Annotated in this window: 15 protein-coding genes; 11 read left to right on the top strand and 4 right to left on the bottom strand. The window is 39.7% G+C overall.

What is annotated here, in order from left to right:
- Positions 1–39 precede the first annotated feature (39 nt).
- The 7 genes from AQPE_RS20920 (at position 40) to AQPE_RS20950 (ending at position 9,035) form a co-directional block, all read left to right on the top strand.
- Positions 40–930 carry a sugar phosphate isomerase/epimerase family protein gene (locus AQPE_RS20920; protein ID WP_318348426.1) on the top strand — a complete coding sequence of 297 codons (891 nt, stop codon included), beginning with the start codon at positions 40–42 and terminating at the stop codon, positions 928–930.
- 244 nt (positions 931–1,174) lie between these two features.
- On the top strand, positions 1,175–2,551 hold the full coding sequence (locus AQPE_RS20925; protein WP_318348427.1) for a Gfo/Idh/MocA family protein: 1,377 nt from the start codon (positions 1,175–1,177) through the stop codon (positions 2,549–2,551).
- Between the two features lie 71 nt (positions 2,552–2,622).
- Positions 2,623–3,990 (top strand): Gfo/Idh/MocA family protein, encoded by a 1,368-nt coding sequence (locus AQPE_RS20930; protein ID WP_318348378.1) that lies wholly within the window; start codon positions 2,623–2,625, stop codon positions 3,988–3,990.
- A gap of 26 nt (positions 3,991–4,016) precedes the next feature.
- Complete coding sequence (locus AQPE_RS20935) at positions 4,017–5,378, top strand: 3-keto-disaccharide hydrolase (RefSeq protein ID WP_318348428.1); 1,362 nt, start codon at positions 4,017–4,019, stop codon at positions 5,376–5,378.
- A gap of 196 nt (positions 5,379–5,574) precedes the next feature.
- Positions 5,575–6,879: an MFS transporter gene (locus tag AQPE_RS20940; protein ID WP_318348429.1), complete on the top strand. Its 1,305-nt coding sequence runs from the start codon at positions 5,575–5,577 to the stop codon at positions 6,877–6,879.
- 23 nt (positions 6,880–6,902) lie between these two features.
- Positions 6,903–7,631, top strand: a complete 729-nt coding sequence (locus AQPE_RS20945) for a glucosamine-6-phosphate deaminase (protein ID WP_318348430.1) — start codon at positions 6,903–6,905, stop codon at positions 7,629–7,631.
- 216 nt (positions 7,632–7,847) lie between these two features.
- Positions 7,848–9,035 (top strand): acyltransferase family protein, encoded by a 1,188-nt coding sequence (locus AQPE_RS20950; RefSeq protein WP_318348431.1) that lies wholly within the window; start codon positions 7,848–7,850, stop codon positions 9,033–9,035.
- Here AQPE_RS20950 and AQPE_RS20955 read toward each other — a convergent pair.
- The gene (locus tag AQPE_RS20955) at positions 9,008–10,105 is read right to left on the bottom strand and encodes a transposase (RefSeq protein WP_318348432.1); all 1,098 of its coding nucleotides are present in this window, start codon (positions 10,103–10,105) and stop codon (positions 9,008–9,010) included. The two genes, AQPE_RS20950 and AQPE_RS20955, sit on opposite strands and share 28 nt — an antisense overlap.
- A gap of 436 nt (positions 10,106–10,541) precedes the next feature.
- Here AQPE_RS20955 and AQPE_RS20960 point away from each other — a divergent pair, with 436 nt between their 5' ends.
- The 3 genes from AQPE_RS20960 to AQPE_RS20970 are packed head-to-tail and all read left to right on the top strand — an operon-like array spanning position 10,542 to position 15,448.
- Positions 10,542–12,140, top strand: a complete 1,599-nt coding sequence (locus AQPE_RS20960) for a DoxX family protein (protein ID WP_318348433.1) — start codon at positions 10,542–10,544, stop codon at positions 12,138–12,140.
- Between the two features lie 20 nt (positions 12,141–12,160).
- Positions 12,161–13,198 (top strand): Gfo/Idh/MocA family protein, encoded by a 1,038-nt coding sequence (locus AQPE_RS20965; RefSeq protein ID WP_318348434.1) that lies wholly within the window; start codon positions 12,161–12,163, stop codon positions 13,196–13,198.
- 15 nt (positions 13,199–13,213) lie between these two features.
- Complete coding sequence (locus AQPE_RS20970) at positions 13,214–15,448, top strand: carbohydrate binding family 9 domain-containing protein (RefSeq protein WP_318348435.1); 2,235 nt, start codon at positions 13,214–13,216, stop codon at positions 15,446–15,448.
- A 549-nt stretch (positions 15,449–15,997) separates the two neighbouring features.
- Here AQPE_RS20970 and AQPE_RS20975 read toward each other — a convergent pair.
- Positions 15,998–16,318 carry a hypothetical protein gene (locus AQPE_RS20975; RefSeq protein WP_318348436.1) on the bottom strand — a complete coding sequence of 107 codons (321 nt, stop codon included), beginning with the start codon at positions 16,316–16,318 and terminating at the stop codon, positions 15,998–16,000.
- Positions 16,319–16,431: 113 nt separating this feature from the next.
- On the opposite strand from AQPE_RS20975, the gene AQPE_RS20980 reads away from it, so the two are divergent.
- A complete protein-coding gene (locus tag AQPE_RS20980) occupies positions 16,432–17,538 on the top strand; it encodes a Fic family protein (protein ID WP_318348437.1) in 1,107 nt (368 codons plus the stop codon).
- Between the two features lie 333 nt (positions 17,539–17,871).
- Here AQPE_RS20980 and AQPE_RS20985 read toward each other — a convergent pair whose 3' ends face one another.
- Together AQPE_RS20985 and AQPE_RS20990 are read right to left on the bottom strand one after the other, a co-directional pair.
- On the bottom strand, positions 17,872–19,497 hold the full coding sequence (locus tag AQPE_RS20985; RefSeq protein ID WP_318348438.1) for a diflavin oxidoreductase: 1,626 nt from the start codon (positions 19,495–19,497) through the stop codon (positions 17,872–17,874).
- A 23-nt stretch (positions 19,498–19,520) separates the two neighbouring features.
- Positions 19,521–20,639: a PepSY-associated TM helix domain-containing protein gene (locus AQPE_RS20990; protein ID WP_318348439.1), complete on the bottom strand. Its 1,119-nt coding sequence runs from the start codon at positions 20,637–20,639 to the stop codon at positions 19,521–19,523.
- Between the last annotated feature and the right edge of the window lie 9 nt (positions 20,640–20,648).

The raw sequence follows: 20,648 nt of genomic DNA on the forward strand, positions 1-20,648 counted from the left end.
CTGAAATGCATAATGCTTAACCACTAATTTAGATAAAAGATGAAGAGAATTCTTCCACGACGTCTTTTTTTACAAAGAAGTGTCACTGTCGGAGTTGGATTAGCAACAATTCCCAATTTTATGTTCGGTTCAAATTCATTATATACTGGAATGAAACTTGGACTGGCAACTTATCAATGGGGTAAAGATTGGGACTTACCGACACTGATAGCCAATTGCGAAAAAGCAGGACTTTCTGGCGTAGAACTTAGGACGCAACATGCCCATGGTGTCGAAATTAATCTTAATGCAACGCAACGTGCCGAGGTTAAAAAGCGTTTTGCCGACAGCCTTGTAAAATGTGTCGGTTATGGTTCAAATTTCGAATTTCACTCGCCTGACAAGGCTGTACTTCGTCATAACATTGAACAGACAAAAGAATATATAAAGCTTTGTAAAGATATTGGTACTAACGGAATAAAGGTAAAACCCAACGGACTTCCGGTTGAAATACCTAAGGAAAATACAATTGCACAGATTGCTGCTTCGTTAAATGAGGTTGGAAAGTTTGCTCAGGATTATGGTCAGTTAGTAAGGCTTGAAGTACACGGTAACCTTACACAAAGGCTATCCAATATAAAAGAAATATTCGATCAGGTTACCGAACCGAATGTGAAAGTCTGTTGGAACAGTGATGATACAGATTTGCTTGAACCAGGTCTTGAAGGAAACTTTAATTTGGTTAAAAAATGGATTGGAGATACTGTCCATGTGAGGGGTTTCAGATTAGTCGATTATCCTTACCAACAACTTTTTGATTTGTTGGCAGGAATAAGTTTTAAAGGGTGCATACTTATTGAATCAGAAACCGAACCAAATGATAAGATTCTTGCATTGAAAGAGCAGTTGGCTTTGTTTAACCAATTAGTTTCCAATATAAAAAAGGCCTGATTTTATAAAACTTCCCGAGAAGGAATACCTGTAAATAAATGACAAGAATCGGACTTTAAATATTGAAATGATGAATAATTATCCGTCCTTCAATTGATAACAATTGGATAGAAGTCATCTGGAAGAATTTTTGGCGGAACACAATAAATTATTAAAAAGGAATTATGGTAGGTTTTGTTTGGTTGCAATGGTATTTATACTTAACGGGCAAAGAACATACTAATTTTAAAAAACAAGAAATATTATGGCTAACAATGATTTTACACGAAGAAATTTCATAGGTAAAACGGTAGCAGGACTTGCTGGTGTAGCTATATCCACAGGCGCTTCATCTATGAGCGCCGTCTCGTACAAGAGGATAATTGGTTCCAACGACCGCATCAATATCGGGTTTTTAGGTTGTGGAAGTCGGAGCAGGGGGCACCAAAGTATGGTAAACGCATCGGCAAAAGATAAAAACCTGGCTGTAGTTGCCGTTTGCGATATTTGGAAAAACAATAAAGAAAAGGCTGCAGCCAACTGCAAAAAGTTGTTTGGAACAGATGTCCAACAGTTTAAATATTCTGAAGATATGCTGAAAATGCCTGAACTTGATGCGGTAATGATCGGTACCGGAGATTTTCAGCACGCAAAGCTTTTAGCAGAAGTAGTCAAGGCTGGCAAAGATTGTTATTGTGAAAAACCCATGGCTATCGATGTGGAAGATGCTAAACTGGCAAGAAATGCAGTTCTTGCATCCTCTCAGGTTGTACAGCTTGGTTCACAATGGGTTAGCGATCCTATACAGTTAAAGGTTCGCGATATTATTCGTTCCGGGAGATTGGGTCAGATTACAAAAATCGATCAGGTTTGGAATGATAATGAACCTCGCTGGCATGTTCCGAATGATCCCGATGTAGCTGCAATCCGGGAAGAAGACACTGACTGGAAAAGATGGCTATTAGGTAAGCCATATGTCCCATTCGACCCATGGAAATATTTTGAATTCAGGATATTTCGTGATTACTCCGGAGGAATTACCTCACAGTGGATGAGTCATGGTGCTGGATTAGTTCATTTCTATACCGATACTGCCATTCCAGATTCAATGGTAGCAAACGGAGGAATATTTGGTTGGCCTGATATCCGTCAGAACCCGGATACGTTCCAGGCATTGGCAACGTATGACGATGCGAAGTTCTTATATTCATACGCAACAAACTTTGCAAACATGTTTGGTGATTACACCTGTATTCGTGGAAAAGAAGGAACTTTATTTGCACATGGAGGTGAAGGTAGTTCACGCTGGTTCTTCATTCCCGAGCACCAAAATCTTCCCGGAGGTTTTGATTTTTATGAGGGGATGAAAGAGGCGATCAAAAGTGGAAAAGCTGAAATTGTTACTACTGAAGAATATGGGATGAAGCTTGGACCTGTTAACGTGAATGACAATATGCCGTTTCATCTTAACAATTGGATTGATTGCATGCGGAACCGAAATGTAGTCCCGAACGGGAATATCCATACAGGATTTTGGCATTCGATAGCCAGCATAATGGCTACACAAGCTTACCGTGAAGGAAAAAAACTTTACTGGGATCGCACGAAAGAAGAGATCGTTGACCATCCGGTAATCATTTAACCGGTTCACTATATTTTGTATTCCTACCTTATTGCAAAGTAAGGGTTAAAATAATTTTTAAAAGAATCCAAATGACAGAAAGAAGAGATTTTATCAAGAAAAGTGTAATTGGAACTGCTGGAATAGCTATTGGTGGCATGGGATTCAGCACAAAAACCTATGCGTCGATTATCGGTGCCAATGAACGAATTAATGTCGCCGTTATAGGTATCCGGAACCGGGGAAAAGACCATTATCGTGCCCTTGCGAAAATTCCCAATGTAAATATTGTGGCTATTTGCGACATTGATAAAAGACTTATCCCTGAAGCAGTAGCTGAAATTGAAAAACTTACAGGAAGGAAACCAGCCGTTGAAGCAGAATACCGAAAGATTCTTGAAAACAAAGATATCGATGCGGTTACGATAGCTACTCCAAATCACTGGCACGCACTGCAAACCATATGGGCCTGTCAGGCAGGAAAGGACGTATATGTTGAGAAACCAGTGTCTCACACCCTATTAGAAAGCCGGAAAATGGTAGAAGCAGCCCGAAAATACAATCGGGTGGTACAGACAGGAACACAGGCTCGGAGCCAAACTTCTACAAGGAATGCTATTAAATTTATGAATGACGGTGGATTAGGAAAAATATATATGGCCAGGGGCCTTTGCCTGAAACCTCGTGGAAGTATTGGCCATGTAAAAAACAGCGAGATACCCAATGGTGTGGACTGGAATACTTTTCTTGGACCTACTCCGTACCGTCCTTTTAACGAAAATAGGTTTCATTACAAGTGGCACTGGTTCTGGGATACCGGTTGCGGGGATCTGGGAAACCAGGGAATTCATCAGGCAGATGTTGCCCGATGGGCACTGGGAAAAAGTACACATCCAGTCAGAATCCAGGGTGTTGGGAATTATTTTATATGGGATTCTGATCAGGAAACCCCCAATATGCAGCAACTTGAATTTGAATATGAAGACGGATCGATTTTACAATTTGAAGTACGCGGGTTAGGTACAAATTCCGAAGCAGGAATTCGGGTGGGTGACCTTATTTACGGCTCTAAAGGTTGGATGAGCATGGAGAGTGAAGATGAAGGGACTGGAAAAGTTTACCACAGCAACATTAACATCAAACCCGATGGATTTTCGTCTTACAAAGAAGAAGAAGGCCCGGTTTTCACCAATGATATTCCGGATGAGGCTGAATCTGTGGTCAATCACTTTACTAATTTTATCGAATGCGTGAAATCCAGAAAATGGCAGAATTTGAATGCAGAAATCATGGAAGGGCATTTATCTACCTCGCTGTGTCATTTGGGAAATATTGCAACCCGGCTAAAGCGACCCCTTTATTTTAATCCGGGAGCCGAAAAATTTATAAACGACGCGGAAGCAGATACTTACCTGACTAAAATATATAGGCCTCCGTTTTTATTGCCGGAAAACGTTTAATATCTATTTTAATACATATCAAAACTATGAAAAACCTGATTTATATATTTGCCGGAATTATCGTACTAATGACTTCATGTAATACTCCTAATGATCCTTGGGAAAATCTAATCAAGGAGAATCTTGGGAATTGGCAACAGATTAACGGTCCTGCACATTATGAAGTTAAAGATGGGGTAATTATCGGAACCGCAGCAACAAGCGATCCTTCCGACGATTCGTTTCTTTGTACGAAAGCTAATTATGGCGATTTTATCCTTGAGTTCGATACATGGCTTGACCCTCAGATGAACTCAGGGGTAAATATACGCAGTGAAAGCCGTCCAAATTATCTTGATGGCCAGGTTTACGGGTACCAGTTTGAACTTGATCCTTCTCCAAGATCATGGACTGGTGGCATTTACGATGAGTCAAGAAGGCTCTGGTTATATACACTCGATATTAATCCCCCTGCAAAAAAAGCGTATAAAAACGGCGAATGGAACCATTGCCGCATCGAAGCTATTGGAAATTCAATCCGGACTTGGGTCAATGGGATACCCTGTGCTGATCTTGCTGACGATATGACACCGACAGGGTTTATCGGGCTTCAGGTACACGGAATTGGAAACGATTCAGGTAAGGTTGGCATACAGGTTAAATGGAAAAATCTCAGGATTATGACCAAAAATCTGGAACAATATGCTACCCCTTATCTGCCTGTTATCCCTCAAAGCAGTTATCTGAAGAACACGCTGAGCGACCGGGAGCTTAAAGATGGCTGGAAATTGCTTTGGGATGGAAAAACCACCAATGGATGGCGCGGCGCAAAACTTTCGGCTTTCCCTTCAACCGGTTGGGAAATTAAGGATGGCACCCTGACTATCCATGGGTCAGGAGGAGCTGAGGCAGCATCAGGAGGCGATATCGTAACGGCTGATAAGTATAAGAATTTTGAGGTTGTCGTTGACTTTAAGTACTCTCCGGGAGCAAATAGCGGCATTAAATACTTCGTCGATACCAACCTAAACAAAGGGGAAGGCTCCTCAATTGGTTGCGAATATCAGATTCTTGATGACAAATTGCATCCGGATGCACACGAAGGAATTGGTGGAAACCGCACCCTGGCAGGTCTTTATGATCTTATAGCCCCGTTGCCCAAACGCGATAATGGTACCGGGCAATGGAACAGAGCTACTATCGTTGTTAACGGAAACCATGTTGAACACTGGCTCAACGGGCAGAAAACTGTTGAGTACGAAAGAGGAAACGATGCATGGAAGGCTCTTGTAGCAACAAGCAAATATAAAATCTGGCCAAATTTCGGGGAAGCAACTGAAGGGAATATCCTTCTTCAGGACCACGGATGGGAAGTTTCTTTCAAAAATATGAAAATAATAGAATTGTAAGTTCAAATAATTGGCGGATGAATATATCACCGCCAGTTATTTGAACGACACCATGCCCGTGACAGGCTTTTATAATTCTCTTGAAAAAGAGATAAACGAAAATTACACTTCAACCATCCTCGAGACACATTAGTCATCCATATAACTTGATAAAGAATGTGCCAGATTATTAAAAACCCTTTGAATTTGACTCATAATGAATGAAGTAAAGAAAAACATTGGAAATTATCGTTATCGAATTCTGGCACTGGTATTTATGGCCACTACGATTAATTATTTTGACCGTAGTATTGTTGGTGTAATGGCCCCAACCTTGCAAAAACTTTTCGACTGGACAAATAAAGACTATGCGGCGATCATGGTCTCCTTCAAAATTGCCTATGGTATAGGATTGCTGTTCATGGGAAGCATTATTGACCGGCTTGGCACCAAGATAGGATATACTATTTCAATTGTAGTCTGGAGCATATTCGGAATGCTGCATGCTGTAATCAGGCCGGCTTTCAGTTTAATTGGATTTATTACGGCCCGGTTCGGACTTGGAATTGGCGAGTCGGGAAATTTTCCTGCCGCAATTAAAACTGTAGCAGAGTGGTTCCCCAAAAAGGATCGGGCTTTTGCCAACGGCATTTTTGATGCATCAACCAGCGTTGGGGCAATTTTAGCCCCGTTCATTGTTGGAGCCATTGTTTCCCTCGAAGGAGATAACTGGCAAATACCTTTTCTTATTACAGGTGCGCTTAGTGCTTTGTGGGTATTTTTATGGATGAGAACCTATCAAAAACCGGAAGAACATCCAAAATTATCAAAAGAGGAGTTAGCCTATATTAACAGCGATTCTGAAGAGGAGACAACAGAAAAAATTCCCTGGTTAAAATTATTACCAAAGAGGGAGACCTGGGCTTTCTCATTAACTACACTAACTGATGGCGTTTGGTGGTTTTATCTTTTCTGGGGTGCGAAATTTCTTGCAGAACAGTTTGGAGTAGACATTAAAAACATAGGACTTCCTTTTCTGATTATTTTCCTGATGGCTGACGCAGGGAGTCTGCTTGGGGGGTATTCCTCTGGTGCATTAATAAAAAAAGGCTGGTCAATCAATAAGGCCAGAAAAATAACCATGCTGGTTTGTGCCATTATTATTTTACCAGTAAGCTTGGTACCGGTTATTACAAGCAAATGGATAGCAGTCTTTTTAATTGGTCTTGCTGCTGCAGGACATCAGTCATGGTCAATCAATGGCTATACGTTGGTTCCGGATGTTTTTCCCAAGAAAGCAATCGCTTCTGTGATAGGAATAGGAAAAATGATTGGGGTGGCAGTCGCGATAATTGCGGATATTGCCTTAGGGGCAGTACTTGATACCGCCGGTAATTCAGGCTATTTCTGGGCATTCATGATCGCAGGGTTCTCTTATATCCTCATCTTGGGATTTGTACATCTGTTGATGCCAAAGATGACCCCATTGGATGACAATTTGAATTATATAAATAATAAATAACTTTTTTAAATAACAACAAGAATATGGAAATTGTAATTTTAAAAAACAAGCAAGCTCTTGGTGAAATAGCCGCCCATAGGGGTGCAGAATTGATTCGTAAAGCTATCCTCGACGGGGGCATGGCCAACATCATTGTTGCTACAGGTGCATCGCAGTTCGAAATGCTAAACGAGTTGGTAAAAGAGGATGTTGACTGGTCGAAAGTCACTGCTTTTCACCTGGATGAATACATCGGCATTTCTGAAATGCACCCTGCATCATTTCGGAAATATCTAAAAGAACGATTTGTAGATATTGTATCCCCGAAAATGTTTCACTATGTAAATGGAGAAATTAATCCGGATGAAGAATGTAAAAGCCTGGGAAATCTAATCAGGAAACATCCGATTGATGTCGCTTTTGTGGGAATTGGCGAGAATAGTCATTTAGCTTTTAATGATCCGCCGGCAGATTTTGAAACGGAAGAAGCCTATCTTGTAGTTACACTTGATGAAGATTGCCGGAAACAGCAGATGGGTGAAGGTTGGTTTCCCACGATTAGCGATGTTCCTGAAAAGGCAATCAGTATGTCGATAAAGCAGATCATGAAATCGAAAGCCATTATCTGCTGCGTCCCCGACCTACGAAAGGCAGAGGCTGTTAAAAAAACGGTTGAAGGTTCAATTTCACCAGCAATTCCAGCTTCGATCATGCGAAACCATGAGGCAGTGTGGCTTTATCTGGATGAAGATTCAGCCTCAATGTTATCCTAAAATGCAAACGGTCCATTTATGCATTTAAAACTTCATAACTCTTTAGAAAATATCAATTTATGTAAACAAATGACAACAGGTGTTATGTATTCATTTTTCTGCCTAGACTCCTCATCTCCACCTGTGATAAAATCATGGATTTCAGAAATGGATTAACATACCTAATGATAAAATAGTTTATGGAGAATTAAATTAAAATTAAGCATTATTATTATCATGGCTTCATCTAATAGTTATAAATCGGATGTCCTTTCAGTAAATGCTACCGAAGCATCTCTTGATAAAAATGGATTAGAAAAAGTGATTGGAATGGGTGTTCGGCTCGCTTCACTGGATTTCTACAGAGGACTGGTGATGGTGCTTCTAATGCTTGAAGCCTCGGGCTTATACGATCATATATTCAATATGACCACGCCGGGTTCTTTTTTACATTCGATAGCCAATCAATTTAAGCATTATCCCTGGCATGGATTACATTTCTGGGATTTGATACAACCAGCTTTCATGTTTATTGCCGGTACTGCCATGGCTTTCTCACTTACCAGGCAAATGACAATGGGACGTTCGTGGAATCAACAGGCTAAACATGCTTTTAAACGGAGCTGGTGGTTGTTTTTTTGGGGTGTGTTTGATTATGCTGTACGAGGAGATCATTTATCCTTCGAACTTTGGGATGTATTAACACAATTATCTTTTACCATGCTGGTGGCATTTCTCGTTTTTCGCTGGAAGGCTGGTTCCCAGATACTTTTGAGTATTGGTTTATTAATACTGACTGAATTTTTGTATCGGTTTATACAAATCCCCGGTTTTGATCAACCTTTTACCGATCAGCATAATTTTGGTAATTATATTGATCTGATATTAATGAATAAGATCAATTCCGGAGGATGGGTTGCTATAAATTGTATCCCCACCGCCGCACACACAATATGGGGCCTGGTAGCCGGGAAATGGCTGCTTACTAAGCCCGATAACAAAAGCAAAATTGCTCCTGTTATTATTCTTGGAGCACTTGCTTTGTTGGTAGGTTATGGACTCGACATTGCAGGTATCACTCCTATTATTAAAAAAATTGCCACTTCTTCTTTTACCCTTGTTTCCGGCGGCTATTGTTTGCTGGCATTGGCGTTTCTTTATTTTTGGATTGATGTAATGAAACATACCCGATTTCTTCCTTTTTTTACAATTGTTGGAATGAACTCAATTTTTATTTATCTCTTCTTCGAAATCGTGGTAAATCGATGGCTTTCTAATTATATCAATACGATTGTAAATGGTGTTATATCGCCAATTGGCATATCACAAGCGGCAATTGCAATCATTGGTGCACTTGCAATATTTATGGTTGAATGGTATTTGTGTTTCTGGCTCTATCAAAAGAAGATATTCTTTAAGTTATAAAATTCAACTAAAATATTCAGGAAATAACTTTTGACCGTGGATATAAACTCAATAGTTCGTTCAAAAAGCGATAAATAATTAAGCGGCCATAGTGACGAAATACAATAGTTCATTGACATGTTGACGATTTTTGATTGAGTTCGGGTTAATAGCAAATAGGCGAAAAATCTTGATAGCATTAAAGTATTATGAAACAAGATCTTGTAAGTTGCCATCGAAAATGAGTTTTCCCGGGTTTGCAGATTTTTCAATTGCATTACCTTGTCAATATTCACCGTTGTTAAGGCCGTATTGAAATGAAAAATAAGCTTATTTCCACTTCTTGCATGCGAGTTTTTAAGTCCAGCAAATTGCTTGGCATCCCTGAATCCAAACTCTATTTGGAAGCGGGTGTGATAAATATCGATCACATCGATTGGGGCTTGCATGGTATCGGTTGAAAATAATAGCCTGTAAATTGTTTTCACTTTCAATTGGAACAGTTCTACTACCAGCAAGAGATTCCTTTCAAGAGACTTGGAATATACAATGGAAGAATATGTCATTATTCCTTTCTGGTTTTCAACCAGAGTGAAGTGTTCAGGATTTAAGTTGGTGACATCATCCTTTCTCCCGTACTTTGCTGGCCGGCCTATTTTGCCGGTCTTAGGTTGTATCGAAAAGTAAGAAAAGTCCGAATCCTCCCAAAGTTTGCTTACCAAACGAAGGGAGCATCCCATTATCTTTTCAACAAAGTTTTTCTTGGAGAAATATGCATCTGCGACAACATAACAGGTAATGGAAAGTATCAGTTTGATCTGTTTTTTGATCAGGACTGCATACCAATCGATTAATGTCAGTTCATTATCCGAAAGGCAATTTGGTGAAGGTGTCTGCACTGCTTCCAGATGGAAACTTAACCTTGTGTCTGCATCGATTAGGTAAAGTAAAAGGATTTCAATTCCACGAATTGCCCGCACTGCACAACCCGACCAAAAGTATCCGATTACAGGAGTATGCTTGCCTGATTTATGAATAAAACTTGGATCGAAGGCGATGGCATTATGCTTGCCAATCCAAGGCTTCGACAAGGATTTATTGAAGCTGAAGAAGTCAAACCCCTGCTCAAACTGGCGACGGAAGCATTGTTATCCAAAAACGGCTGTATCGGTCTAACTGAAGAAAGTTGATCCGTGAAGGAATACTTAAGTATCGCATGAAAATCTCAATCATAAAATCTCGTCTGCATTTATTAAGCTTTTATTTTAGAAACAGATAAAGCATCAAAAACAATTCTTGTGTACAAATCATAAATCTCAGGGGTGGCCACAATTATATTAATTAACTGATATTTAATATTTTAAAGATACAAATTCCTGCGATTTTATATTAATAAATATTCAGTTATTTTGCTGTAAATCAGTTAAATAACTAAGGTGTCAACTGAAATGTTGTAATAGAATCAAAAAATAAAATTTATATAGTCTCTATATTTTAATTATAATTCAGGAGATAATAACTTTAAATATGAAAGACCAAATAAAATTCATTTCTAAGTTAATTCATACTGACAACCAACAGAATGCTTCCGTCTGGCTTCTTACAGCATTGCGAATATTTATCGGATGGCATTTTCTATTTGAAGGTATCTCTAAATTATTTAATCATAATTGGTCGTCTTCGCCATACCTGATGCAATCGAAATGGCTGTTCTCAGGTTTCTTCCACTGGTTGATAAGTAATAACAATTCATTGCAAATTGTCGATTTTCTAAATATTTGGGGATTGATCATCATTGGTTTATGTTTGTTTATTGGTTTTTTTACTCGCGTTGCCAGCACCTCAGGAGCATTGCTACTCTTATTGTATTATGTTGCCAACCCACCATTTATTTATTCGTTAGCTCCTTCCGAAGGGCATTTTTACATTATCAATTATAACCTGATAGAAGCAGCAGCACTGATAGTATTTGCATCATTTCATAAGGATTACCTTTGGAGCATCCAACGACTGATTGCTTATTATCATTCAAAACTGAAAGAAAAAAAATTTCCTCAGGAGGATAACCATGAGATGTTAGAGTCATATAATGATTCACGGCGCGAGTTAATAAAAAACCTCGCTGTACTTCCGGTTTTAGGAGTAGCATTTTGGGGTATGGCAAAAAAAAGGGGATGGATTAGTTTTGAAGAGAAAAATCTGGCTGCTAAGACCGATGGGATAAGCGGCGCTTCAATGATGGTAACCAAAGGTCGAAAAATCAGTGAGTTGAAAGGGAAAGTCCCTGCAGGTAAAATTAAAAATGTAGTATTAAGTCGCATTATGGCTGGCGGTAACCTGATTAGCGGATTTGCTCATTCACGCGATCTTATTTACGTTTCTTCTTGGCTTAAAACTTATTTTACTGATGAAAAAGTAATCGAAACCTTATGGCTCTGCGAAGCCTGTGGAATCAATACAGCAGTTTTACGTTGTGATGAAAATACCATCAGAATTTTGGATAAGTATTGGAAGAGGGGTGGAAAAATACAATGGCTCGCACAAACCTATCCTAAGGGATCTGATATAACCAATGTAAAAGCAGCCATTGACAATGGCGCCATAGGGGCTTTTGTAATGGGCAATATAGCTGACCAAATCGTTTATAATAAAAAGATAGAAGACCTGATAAAACCCATTGAATTTATCCAAAGCCAGGGATTGATTGCCGGAACTGCTGCCCATTCAATAAAGGTACCTATGGCATGCGTGGAACACGGAATTAAAGTCGATTTTTTCATGAAAACCTTTCACGACAATTTATATTGGTCGGCAACTACAATAGACCCGGAGGACTCAGAACTCCCAAAGCAAGGTAAAGACCACAATCAGGCCAACGACAATATCTGGTGCATGTCAGCACCGATTGTTGCTGATTTTTTCAAAGAAAACACCACACCCTGGATTGCCTATAAAGTATTGGCTGCAGGTGCAATAAAACCGGAAGATGGGTTTCGCCATGCATTTGAGAGCGGGGCTGACTTTGCGTGTGTGGGAATGTTTGATTTCCAAGTAATTGACAATGCCAATATTGCTTATGATATCCTGAATTCGAATTTGAAACGCGAACGAAAATGGTATGGATAAAACTATTAATTATTTTTATTATGAAAATCTGGAATTTTGGAATTATCGGGGCCGGGCTGATTGCTGATTTTCATGCAAAAGCCATTCAAAGCCTTGAAAATTCAAGACTTGTAGGAATTTGTAGTTCAAATCCTAATAAGGCACGTCATATTGCCGAAAAATATAATTGTAACATATTTAAGAATCCATCGGAATTGCTACGTTCCGATGAAATTGAGATTGTCACAATTGCAACACCAAGTGGTGCACACATGGAACCAACCATTGAAGCAGCAAAATATGGAAAGCATGTGATATGCGAGAAACCACTTGAAATTTCACTTGAACGCATTGACAAAATGATTGAAGCCCACAACAAGGCCGGTACAAAACTGGGTGGCATATTTAATTATCGTTATCATGATTCATTTAAATATATGAAATCAGCCGTTGACGACGGGCGCTTTGGAACAATAACCTATGCCTCGATAAGTGTCCCCTGGTGGAGAAGTGATGATTATTACAAGGATAGCTGGCATGGAACTTTGAAACTCGATGGTGGGGGCGCTTTGATGAACCAGGCGATACATATGATTGATATTCTTCAACATCTAATAGGGCCTGTTAATTCTTTGCAGGCATATATCGCGACATTAGGCCATTCAATTGAAGTTGAGGACACAGCAACAGCTGTTTTGAAGTTTAAAAACAATGCACTGGGTGTAATTTACGGTTCTACTGCCTCATTTCCCGGTCAGTTTCGCCGCATCGAAATTACCGGAACAAAAGGAACAGCCATTCAGGAGGAAAATAGTTTTAAGATCTGGCAATTTGCTGATCAGACAGAAGCTGATAATGAAATATTTAACCGATTCCACCAAATTGAAGGAGGAGGCGGTGTATCAGATCCGGGCGCTATCCCTTTTGAACCACATGCAAAAAATATAGCTGCATTTATTGACTCAATCGAAACCGGTATCCCCTTTGAAATTAATGGCCATGAAGCACGAAAAGCTGTTGAGATTGTTCTGGCTATTTACACCTCTGCCAGAGAAAAGAGGCCGTTCAATTTTTTATAATGTCAATTGCATCAAATGGTAAAATCCTCATTTGTATTGGCTTTAACTGTTCTTTCCTTATTTTCGTCACAGCTTTATTCAGCCAAATGTGAAACTGATACAATTAAGCGAAACATCTTCCATTCCGAAAAGCAGGACAAGCAGGAAGTCAATAAAATAAATAAGGATTATATTATCAGAGTAAAAAAACGTGCCAGCGATATAAAACTTGATGGCCTTATCAATGAAGATGATTGGCGAAAAGGTGAAATAATTAACCTTTCTCATATGGTGCTGCCATACGATACAGGACAGGCCACTGCTAGGTCTGAGGTCATGATGACATATGATGAAAAAGCATTTTACCTCGCATTTATATTTCATGATACCGTTCCTGGGAAACGACCGGTAGAGTCGCTGCGACGAGATTTTGTTTTTACCAACAATGACAACTTTTCAATTTATATTGATCCTTTTAATGATCAGACTACAGGTTATTCATTCGGGATAAGCGCTTCGGGCGCTCAACGTGACGGGTCAATCAGTAACGGAAATGTGAATAACCTGATGTGGGATTGTAAATGGCAATCTGTTATCAAGAACTTTGGTGACAGATGGACCGGCGAAGTCCGTATTCCCTTTAAATCAATCCGGTATAAAACAGGAGTGGACCACTGGGGAATTCAAATTTCCCGAAATGATATGAAGCTAAATGAGAAATCGGCCTGGGCTCCTGTTCCCCGCCAATTTGCAACAGCAACTTTGTCGTATGCAGGTCAGCTATTATGGGAGACACCTCCTCGCCGATCGGGGCTTAGACTAACATTTATCCCATATTTAAACAGTAGTATTTCACAAAATATTGAAAATGGAGAAAATCCTAAATATAAATACAATTTTGGCTTGGATTCAAAGATAGGTCTTTCCACTTCACTCAATCTTGACTTAACTTATAATCCTGATTTTTCACAGGCAGAAGTTGATGACCAGGTTACAAACCTTGACCGTTTTGAACTCTATTTTCCGGAAAAAAGGCAGTTTTTCCTTGAGAACAGCGACCTCTTCGGCAGTTTTGGCACAGATAATATCAGGCCATTCTTTTCACGGCGTGTAGGTCTGGATGCACCAGTCCTTGCTGGAGCCAGATTAAGCGGAAAAATCGGACGAGACTGGCGCTTAGGACTCATGGATATGCAAACAGAAAAAGAAGGAAACTTATTAGTTCGGAATTTTTTCGTTGCATCATTTCAGAAAAAGGTTTTTGCCAGGTCGAATGTGGGTGGTGTTTTTGTGAATAAAGAACAAATTAATGCTCCGCTGGATTGGCAGGATGGCAACAAGTATAACCGGATTGTTGGGTTAGAATACAACCTTGCAAGCCGAGATAACTTCTTGAATAGCAAGTTCTTTGCACAAAAATCATTTACATCCGGAAAAATGACATCAGAGGAGTATACTCAGGGTATTAATTTTGCATATTCAAGAAAATCACATCTTCTTGAAATGGAAGAATTATATGTGGGAAGAGATTATAATGCTGAAGCAGGATATGTTCCCCGGAAGGATTATCTGAAAGTTAATCCCAAAGCGACATTTAATTTTTTCCCAAAAAATGGTCTGCTCGAATATCATGGTTTCTCCACTGAAGTTGTCAATTTTTACTCACCTTGGAACATGGAGTTAATAGAAAGGCAAATAAGTGCCAATTATTTCCTGCAATTTAAAAACAGGGCACATTTGGTTATTATTAACGAACTAAACTATCTTGTTCTCCAAAAAGATTACGATCCTACAAATAACGGAAAGTATTATCTCCCTGCTGAAAGTTCATACAAGTGGTATAAATTTGCACTCAGTTTCACTTCAGATAACAGTAAACTTTTCAAGTACTTAATTCATTCAGGTTATGGTGGCTATTATAATGGGGAACGATGGATTGTTGAGGGCAATCTTAATTACCGGGTCCAGCCATATGGGTATATCTCACTGGTATACAGTTACAACAATCTAATATTACCGGCCCCGTGGAACCATTCCGGATTATGGCTTGTCGGAACTAAACTCGATATGACTTTTACAGATAAGCTATTCTTCAGTACTTATATACAATACAATCAACAGATTAATAATATCAATATAAATGCACGGTTCCAATGGCGCTACAAACCTGTTTCCGATTTATTCATCGTTTACACTGATAACTATTTTCCGGAATATATGGTTGAGAAAAACAGGGCTTTAGTACTAAAGATTTCTTACTGGTTCAACTAAAATCTCATTACTGCTTTTAAAATTGACTTATTCTCAGGTGAAACTGAACATGCCGGACAAATTGACCACTCTGCGCCGTTTGCAATAATGGTCCCATAATTATCACAAGTTTAATAACTTAAATCCGTCGTGTATGGTTCAATAATCCCCGGCGTAAGGTATTTTTTAGTCCGGCTTTTCCAATCTAACACAGTTACTTTATACTCAAAAAAAAAATCTGAGAAAATGGAAAGATTTTCTTTCCATTTTCTCAGAAAAAATTGAATTAGTCTGAAATTAAGAGTTATACCTTTCGATTAATCGCAAAATTTCACTATTTCACTATAATCCCAAGCAAATTGTTTTTGATTTTATCGGACCAATTTTTATATAACACAGCAAATTAATGCGATCTGAAAACCAAGACAATGCGTTTTTTTTTTAGGTTGTAATTCGGGAGTTGAAAGGCTTATTGAAAATAAGAGCTTTCACAATGGATTAGGCGACGGGTTCAGTTTCCGCTCTACAAAGACCGCTATCTTTCGATATTTGTCTTTTATAATCTTTACTTTAATGGTTTTCAAAAATTTCCTTAAAATGATTTTCAATCTCTTTTACCTCATTTCCATTGAGTAAAGAGAATTCTTTTATTTTTGCTCTTTGAGAAAGTGTTCCGTTATTCTGTTCTAGAAATCTTACCAATATTGACACCATCTTGTCTGGCATCTCAAAAGTATTATCTAGAAATCGTTTGAATTCATCGTATTTATAAATATAACTGACTTCTTCCGGAATAATCCTGTTGATGGTATCCAGAACACAATCAAATAAAAACTCAGCTTGTTTGGTGGCATCGCATCTTTGAGGAATTGAGCCGATTGTTCCGTTCAATCAGGTTTTGACTCTCTCGACCAGCAATTTCCAGGATCGAGTGAGCCAAATATTAGTTGTATTCGGCTCGTTATTTTATTATATTTGAGCCGAATATGAAAAATAATCGGCTCATGAAGTATAACTGGCAGTTGCCTGAATGGCCTATGTTTTCCTTTGAGACCACGGATGTTCAGCCTCTTATCCTCGAATTTGCAAAAGAAACAGGTGAAATAGACGGTATAATCCAGGGGTTACCAAACCACCTGAAGCAGGAAACGCTTTTACAATTAATGATGTCTGAAGCCTTGAATACCTCGGAGATAGAAGGAGAATATATCAGCCGTGAAGATGTGCTTTCCTCATTGAGGAACAACCTTGGGCTAAACGACATGCCTATTGCTGTAAAAGACCGAAGAGCTATAGGGATAGCCCAACTGATGACGGAAGTCCGAAAAAGCTTTCAGGAACCACTGACAATAAATACGCTTAAAACCTGGCATGGCATGTTAATGGCCGGTACACGGAATATAAATCCGGGCGATTGGAGAAAGGGAAACGCCCCCATGCAGGTGATTTCAGGTGCTGTTGGACGTGAAGTGGTACACTATGAAGCGCCGCCATCGGAGAAGGTACCAGCAGAAATGAAAGCTTTTATTGAGTGGTATAATTCAGCTGTCTTTCCATTAAAAGGAGAAATTGCCGAAGGGGTACTAAAGTCGGCCATAGCGCACCTCTATTTTGAATCGATTCATCCTTTTGAAGACGGAAATGGTCGCATAGGCCGTGCGGTTGCTGAAAAAGCGTTGTCGCAGTCACTCAATCGTCCTGTCATGCTGAGCTTGTCAAAAACCATCGAAAAGAATAAAAAAGACTATTATAATGCACTGAAGGAAGCACAACGTTCTTTGAATATTACTTCGTGGATAACTTATTTTACCCTAGTTATTCTTGATGCTCAGAGGGATGCCAGATTAATGGTTCAGTTCACATTAAAAAAAGCTCAGTTTTTTGACCGTTACCGGGACGAGTTAAATGAGCGCCAGTCGAAAACCGTCCTCAAAATAATGGAACAAGGAGTTGATGGTTTCGAAGGGGGAATGACAGCGAGAAAATATATGAGTATAACCAGGGCATCCAAAGCGACGGCGACAAGAGACTTACAGCAATTATACGATTTGGGCGTATTTACCCGTGATGGAGGTGGTAGATCAGTACGCTATCAACTGAATTTTGATTGAAATGCAGTCCCACACTCAAAAAAAAGGATACAGAAATAAAAGTCGTGATTTAGATTGGAATGAAAAGTATAAATGCATTGGATTGGACGTTGGGTATTAGTCAGGGACTTTTATTCCGAATTTTTTGGTAGTTTTGTTATGCAAATGGAAGCAACCTGATACTCAAAGCAGTACTTTTTCGAGGTGGTAATTCGGGAGTTTGAACGATTTTGAAAAATTAAATATCTGATGTTTAGCGGTATAGCTGATGGGTTCCGTTCCCGCCAGCTCCACAAAGGACTCAAACCTTCCAGTTTGAGTCTTTTTCTTTTACTATTATTGATATATTGCGTTTTAATACACATCTTGATGAATCCTGTTTTCATCGATCATTTTTCCCCAATAAAGCAAAGCTTCCGGCTCTGTTTTTTCTCCGACAGTCTGAATGACCCGACAGATGGCTTGTTTAACATCGCGCCCCATTGCAACCGAACCGCAAATATAAACATGCGCTCCCCGATTTAGCCAATCGAAGAACTCAGTTGCCTGTTCTTCAATTTTATGCTGCACATAAATTTTAGCTGACTGGTTGCGCGAGAAAGCCAGATCAATGCGGTTCAATAGTCCGGTTTGTTGCCAGCGTTCTAATTCCGCCTTGTAAAAGAAATCTGTTTGTGGGTACTTTTCACCAAAAAGCAACCAGCTTTTTCCATCGGCCTTCCCCCTTTCTTTTTCATGCAGAAAAGCCCGGAATGGCGCGATTCCAGTTCCTGCGCCAATCATTATCATAGGTGTTCCGTTGGTTTGTATACGGAATTGCTCATTGGGTATCAGTTGAATGTTGATCGGACAACCCGGTTCCAGAGAGTGGTTCAGGAATGATGAACATGCCCCTGATCGGATGCGTCCTTTTTGTTCTGACTGCACTTGTTTTACCATCAAATGAACTTCGCGGGGATATTTTTGCTGACTGGACGAAATCGAATAGTGCCGTGCCTGAAACGTCCGAAGTACAGAAATGAAATCTTCAGGGCTTACGGATAATGAGAAATCTGTAATGATGTCGAGTACGTCACAATTCCGGATGTAATCGTGCAATTCCTTTTCGTCGGTAAGTAAACTGGCTAACTTGGCGCTTTTAGCCAGTTGCTGATAATTTTCAATTAACTTTTTACTGATCGAAGTTAATTCAAACTGGCCGATCAGTAATTTTTTCAGTAAAACGGTCTCGTTGAGGTAAATAACAGTAGTTTCGGCGCAGAAGTTAAGCTGTTTTAATATCTGATCAACAAGCGGTTCCTGATTTTGAGGAACGATACCAATTGAGTCGCCAGGCTGATACCGAAAATCGCTATCAATACTCAACACAACATGATAAGTTTCAGAAGATGACCCTTCGTTTAAACAGACTTTTTCTTTTATAATGGCCTGATGAACCTGATGTAAGTTTTCTGTACGAATCAGGATTGGCGTAGGTTCGTTTTCTATTGTTTTGCATTTCCGGAGAACTTCTGAAACCCAATTGGAAGCGGCCTGATGAAATTCCAGATCACAATCGACCCGGCTATGGATACGCAGGGCTCCCAGCTCTTCCAGCCTGAGATCAATATCTTTACCTGTTTTGCAGAACTGTTCGTAGCTGCTGTCGCCCAGTGCGCAAACGGCAAATTGCAGGTTTGTAAGCGCTGGCGCTTGTTCCGAAAATAAGTTTTTATAAAACTTCAGGGCTGATTCCGGAGGATCGCCTTCGCCATGTGTACTGATGACGATCAATACTAATTTCTCGGTACCCAACCGTCGCACATCGTATTTTGCAACATTTTGGGTAATTGCTGTAAGCCCGTTCTTTTTCAGGTAAGTTTGAGCTTCTTTTGCAATGAACTCCGAATTGCCGGAATGGCTGCCATATAAAACCGTGATTTCATCAGTCGGCCTATCGGTTTGTTTTCTGAATATTTTTTTGATTGCTGTTCCAAACATCAGTTAGCTTTTTAAAGGTTTCATTACTGAAACAATGGTCTTTGTTGTCTTTTCTTACGGTTCCGCCAGATGAAAAATCCAGTTACCGGAAGCGACGCGGCAATTAGGCTGGCACAGAAAGCCAGGATTTTACCGGCCAGTCCGGCAATAGCGCCAACGTGGATGTCGTAGTTCATGCGGGCAATTTTATCTGCCACAGTTGTGCTATCCAGTTTCCCGTAAATGTGAGTTACTTCAATTTCGTTGAGTGTGTACTGGTCGAAATACCTGTAATCCGCTTTCCAGTAAGTTTTATCGTCAGGGTTTGCGGCAACTTCGATGGCCGAACTGTCGTTTTCAGGAATGTGAACTTCAAGCACTTTAGCCGAAGGATATTCTTTGGTCATGCGCTGCCACAACACATCTATCGCCGGAATTACAGGTTTTTGTTCCGGAATCGAATCAACTGTTGGCATATAAAATTCAGTCAACTGTTTTCCTCCTGAAGTAATCCAGTAGGTTGATTTTGCAAACCACTGAAATCCCCAGACCAATCCGGTAAACGTGATGAAGATCAAAATCCATGAGGCGTAAAATCCTAGCACCCGATGTAAATCAATATTTAGGCGTTCTGCTCTTATCCATTTAAACGAGAAATTTTGCCTGCTAAACCTGCTGTTCCGTGGCCACCACAAAATGATGCCTGTTATCAGGATAATTACAAAAATAAGCGTTGCTGAAGCTACAATAGGTTGTCCGATGTGGGGAGGAAGCCAAAGGTAAAAATGCCCGTTGACAATGATTCGGAAGAAATCACGACCCATGTCTTTTACCTTAAGCACTTCGCCTGAATAAGGATTCAAATAGACGAGGTAATAATAATCCTCGCTGTAAAAAGTGGCGACAATTGCTTTTCCCGGTTCGTGGTAAGAAATGCCATGAATATGCTTTTCGGGTAAAGCTTGCACAGCTATTTCCTGAAGTTTGGATGGTTTGAGGACGGGGTTTTCCTGAACTTCAACAAACTGGTAAGGATTGGTTATCCGTTCAATCTCGTGCTGAAAGGCCAGTATGCAACCGGTTATACCCAAAAAAGTGACTATTATTCCGGAGATAAAACCCAGCCTGAGATGTATTTTTTTGATAATTTGCTTGAAACTCATTGTTCGTTT

This window comes from Aquipluma nitroreducens, from assembly GCF_009689585.1.
Classification (GTDB): domain Bacteria; phylum Bacteroidota; class Bacteroidia; order Bacteroidales; family Prolixibacteraceae; genus Aquipluma; species Aquipluma nitroreducens.

Excerpts from the sequence above, each read along its gene's own strand:
- AQPE_RS20920 (WP_318348426.1), top strand. The coding sequence starts at position 40 with ATGAAGAGAATTCTTCCACGACGTCTTTTTTTACAAAGAAGTGTCACT.
- AQPE_RS20925 (WP_318348427.1), top strand. The coding sequence starts at position 1,175 with ATGGCTAACAATGATTTTACACGAAGAAATTTCATAGGTAAAACGGTA.
- AQPE_RS20930 (WP_318348378.1), top strand. The coding sequence starts at position 2,623 with ATGACAGAAAGAAGAGATTTTATCAAGAAAAGTGTAATTGGAACTGCT.
- AQPE_RS20935 (WP_318348428.1), top strand. The coding sequence starts at position 4,017 with ATGAAAAACCTGATTTATATATTTGCCGGAATTATCGTACTAATGACT.
- AQPE_RS20940 (WP_318348429.1), top strand. The coding sequence starts at position 5,575 with ATGAATGAAGTAAAGAAAAACATTGGAAATTATCGTTATCGAATTCTG.
- AQPE_RS20945 (WP_318348430.1), top strand. The coding sequence starts at position 6,903 with ATGGAAATTGTAATTTTAAAAAACAAGCAAGCTCTTGGTGAAATAGCC.
- AQPE_RS20950 (WP_318348431.1), top strand. The coding sequence starts at position 7,848 with ATGGCTTCATCTAATAGTTATAAATCGGATGTCCTTTCAGTAAATGCT.
- AQPE_RS20960 (WP_318348433.1), top strand. The coding sequence starts at position 10,542 with ATGAAAGACCAAATAAAATTCATTTCTAAGTTAATTCATACTGACAAC.
- AQPE_RS20965 (WP_318348434.1), top strand. The coding sequence starts at position 12,161 with ATGAAAATCTGGAATTTTGGAATTATCGGGGCCGGGCTGATTGCTGAT.
- AQPE_RS20970 (WP_318348435.1), top strand. The coding sequence starts at position 13,214 with ATGGTAAAATCCTCATTTGTATTGGCTTTAACTGTTCTTTCCTTATTT.
- AQPE_RS20980 (WP_318348437.1), top strand. The coding sequence starts at position 16,432 with ATGAAGTATAACTGGCAGTTGCCTGAATGGCCTATGTTTTCCTTTGAG.
- AQPE_RS20985 (WP_318348438.1), bottom strand. The coding sequence starts at position 19,497 with ATGTTTGGAACAGCAATCAAAAAAATATTCAGAAAACAAACCGATAGG.
- AQPE_RS20990 (WP_318348439.1), bottom strand. The coding sequence starts at position 20,639 with ATGAGTTTCAAGCAAATTATCAAAAAAATACATCTCAGGCTGGGTTTT.